The organism is Candidatus Pelagibacter communis (genome assembly GCF_001180105.1).
In the GTDB taxonomy this organism is placed as follows: domain Bacteria; phylum Pseudomonadota; class Alphaproteobacteria; order Pelagibacterales; family Pelagibacteraceae; genus Pelagibacter; species Pelagibacter ubique_K.
On the sequence record NZ_CVSO01000044.1, the window covers coordinates 1 to 3,980 of the forward strand.

3 protein-coding genes are annotated in these 3,980 nt (G+C 25.8%); all 3 read left to right on the forward strand.

The window, feature by feature from the left end:
• Positions 1 to 1,170, forward strand: a 1,170-nt coding sequence (locus AMN84_RS03285) for a sigma-54-dependent transcriptional regulator (RefSeq protein WP_075483339.1), incomplete at its 5' end; no start/stop codon positions are given.
• Positions 1,171 to 2,544, forward strand: coding sequence for a Trk system potassium transporter TrkA (gene trkA / locus AMN84_RS03290; RefSeq protein ID WP_075483341.1), 1,374 nt, complete (start codon positions 1,171 to 1,173; stop codon positions 2,542 to 2,544).
• Positions 2,545 to 3,948: a potassium transporter TrkG gene (locus AMN84_RS03295; protein ID WP_075483343.1), complete on the forward strand. Its 1,404-nt coding sequence runs from the start codon at positions 2,545 to 2,547 to the stop codon at positions 3,946 to 3,948. It abuts the gene before it with no gap.
• Positions 3,949 to 3,980: the final 32 nt, after the last annotated feature.

The following is a 3,980-nucleotide window of genomic DNA, read 5'->3' on the forward strand; positions in this document are numbered from 1 at the left end:
GATGGAATTGAACTATTAACACATATAAAAAAAAAGAACAAAGATATCCCGGTTATAATAATCTCTGGACATGCGAATATTGAAATGGCAATTAAATCTTTAAAATCTGGTGCATTTGAATTTTTAGAAAAGCCTTTTGAAGAGGAACGTTTAATGAATTTTGTAAAACGTGCAGAAGAAAATTTTAATCTTAAGAGTCAAAATAAAGAATTAGAAACTAAACTTTTTCACTCCTATGATTTAATTGGAAACAGTCAAAATATTGAAAAAATTAGAGAGCAGATACAGAAACTTTCTAATTCAGAAAGTAGAATATTTATATACGGACCTACCGGCTCAGGTAAAGAATTAATAGCTAGAAAATTACATAAACTTTCAAAAAGGAATAAAGGCCCTTTTATAGTATTGAATGGAGCTTTGTTAGATGTAAAAAAATACGAGCAAGAATTATTTGGTGAAGAAAAAGAAAATGGTTCAATTTCATATGGGTCATTAGAAAAGGCCTCGGGTGGCACTTTGTTAGTAGATGAAATTTCTGAAATTCCTTTGGAAACTCAATCTAAAATTCTGAGAGTTTTAATTGATCAAAAATTTAAACGAATAAACAGTAACCATGATATTAAAGTCAATGTCAGAATTATCTGTACATCGAGCAAAAATATTAAGCATGAAATTCAACTTGGAAATTTTAGAGAAGATTTATTTCATAGATTAAATGTATTTCAAATAGATATTGATCCACTTAATAACAGGATTGAGGATATACCTTTATTAATCGACTATTTCTCAAAAAAAATTTCACAGAATTATAATCTTAAATCTCTTCAAATTGACAAGAATAATCCTTATTTAATAAATCATTTTTGGCCTGGTAATGTAAGAGAACTAAGAAACTTAATTGAACGTATAGCCATTCTAGCCAACAATGATCAAGGTAAAATTTCTACGATAATAAAGGAGTCACTGAAACAAGAAAATAATGAGATGGTAAAAGATAATAATTTGTCTGTAACCCTAAAAGAAGCTAGAGAAATTTTTGAAAAAGAATATCTCACAACTCAATTGAAAAAATTTGGGGGAAACATATCAAAAACTGCAAAATTTGTTGGAATGGAAAGGTCGGCATTACATAGAAAACTCAAAGGCTTAGGAGTAAAAGACTTAAATTAAATGAATATAATTATTTGTGGTGCTGGAAGGGTAGGTTATACAATTGCAAAGTTATTGAGTGAACAAGATCACTCTGTTACTGTAATTGACCAATCAAGCGAAGATATACAAAAGATCAATGAGGATTTAGATGTAAAATCAATTGTAGGTAAAGCTACTTATCCCTCTATCCTTGAAAAAGCTAACGCTGAAGACGCAGATATGATTATTGCAGTAACAAGGAATGATGAAATTAATATGTTAATATGTCAAATTGCATATTCAATATTTAAGATTGGAAAAAAAATTGCCAGAATTAGATCACAAGATTATCTTAACCCAAAGTTTTCACTTGTTTATAATAAAGAAAATTTACCAATAGATGTAATAATCTCACCTGAAGTTGAGATAGCGAAATCCATTCAACGTAAATTAGAGGCTCCTGGAGCATTAGACAATGTTCCTTTCGCAGATAACAAAATTCGACTTTTAGAAATAGACGTTAATAATATGTGTCCATTAATTGATATTGAATTAAACAAGATATCTAAGAAATTTCCAAAGTTAGAGGCAAATATTCTTGGCGTTATAAGAAAGGATGAATTTGTTATTTTAAAAAAAAATGACGTAATGAAACTCAATGACAAAGCTTATGTAATTATTAATTCATCTCAAATGCAATTAACTCTCGATGCATTTGGGCATAGTGAAAAAATATCCAAAAATTTTTTAATAATTGGCGGCGGAAATATAGGATATAACTTAGCAAAAAATCTAGAAAATTCTCTAGAGTCAGCAAGAATAAAAATCATTGAAAAAAATAAAGAGAGAGCTGAATTTATAGCAAACGGATTAAATAATTCTCTTGTAATTAATGGCAATGGTCTTGATGAAGATGTTTTAAAAGAGGCCAATATAGATGACTCAGAGACAGTTCTGGCATTGACTAACGATGATGAAGATAATTTAATGGTGAGCGTTTTAGTCGAAAAATTTTCAAAGGATAAAAGAACTATGGCTTTAATTAACAAACCTAATTATTCAATACTCCAGTCATCACTTAAGATTGATGATTTAATTGACCCAAGAATGAATACAGTATCCAGTATATTAAAGCATGTTCATAAAGGTACGATTGAAACAGCATACAGTATATCTAATGGAGATTACGAAGTTATAGAGGCAGACATTATAGATTCATCAGAGCTAATAAATAAAGAACTTAAAAATTCTAATTTACCAGAAAATATAAGAATAGGAGCTGTTCTTAGAAAAAATGACATAATTATTCCAACATCAAAATTTACTTTTCAAAAAAAAGATACTGTTGTTTTCCTAGCTAAAAGAGATCAACTTCCAATTGTTGAGAATCTATTCAGAATTAGCTCAATTTAAATGTTAAATTTTTCTCAACTATATTTAAGTATATTTTGCTTATTTATTTCTCTGCTATCTCTTTTGAATATTGTTTATTGTTACTATTTTGATTTACTATTAGATATAAATAGCTTTTTTTTTGTTTTTATATTCACACTTTTTTTTGGGACAATAATTTTATTTAAAAAAAAAAATTTAAAAAAAACTTCAATTTTCGAAAAAATTATTACTGTAATTGTTGGATATATTGTCATGCCAATAATATTAGCTATACCTTATTTTCTTGTATTAAATAATATAAGTATTTTTGACGCTTACTTCGAATCAGTTTCGGGTTTTACTTCAACAGGTTTTACAATTTTTGAAAATTTAAAACAACTCGATCAAAGCTTAATTCTCTGGAGATCATCTACTCAATGGATAGGTGGTCTTTATTTTCTTATTTCATTAATTCTTTTAATAGATATTTTTGATTTAAATTTAAAAAAATCTTTGACTAATTTTATTAGTTTTAATACTAGCGAAACATTAAAACAATCTCTAAAAATAAGCATAATTTATTTATTTTTAACAACATTAATATTTGTTATTTTGAATATATCTGGAGTAAGAATATTTGATTCTTTTAATTTATCGTTGACCATAATTTCATCTGGAGGTTTTTTGCCTGATAATAGTCTTGATTTGATCATTACAAGTAAAATTCAAGAAATCATTCTTTCTTTTACAATGCTTGTATCTTTTTTTAGTCTTTTTTTAATATATAATTTATTTTTTTTTAAAAGAATAAATATAGATTTTTTCTCTGAAGATTTATACTTATTTTTTTATTTGTTATTTCTAATAATCTTTTTTTTTATTTTTTTTAATTCAAATGGTGATTTTCCTTCTTTATTTTTGGCAATATGTAGTTCGATTTCCAATATAGGATTTTCTTTTGATATACCAAAAAATTTAAACTTTATATTTTTGATACTTATAATTATAGGTGGCTCCTTTTTTTCAACAAGTTCAGGATTAAGATTTTATAAGATCTTTTTATTATTAAAATTTTCACTAAATGAACTTGCTTCACACGCAAAACCAAAAAATGTTTACATCAATAAGCTATCTTTTTTTAATATAAGCTTTCAAGCAAGTGATTTTCAAAAATATTTTTTATCAGTTATTATTTTTATAATGTCTTTAAGTTTATTATCTTTATTTCTAACAATATCGGGAATAGAGAGCGAGACTTCATTCAAACTTTCTATATTAACTTTAATGAATACTGTTAATTCCTCTTTAAGCGATTTACAGAATTTTAATTTTTATGATCTAAATAATTTTTCAAAATGTTCTTTAATTTTGTTCATGATTATCGGTAGAGTTGAATTATTATCAATACTAATAATCTCTAAAAAATTCTTTTTTAAAAGTTAAATTAATAATATATAGTCTTAATTAAATATGCG

Coding starts and splice junctions, on each gene's coding strand:
- trkA (WP_075483341.1), top strand. CDS start 1,171: ATGAATATAATTATTTGTGGTGCTGGAAGGGTAGGTTATACAATTGCA.
- AMN84_RS03295 (WP_075483343.1), top strand. CDS start 2,545: ATGTTAAATTTTTCTCAACTATATTTAAGTATATTTTGCTTATTTATT.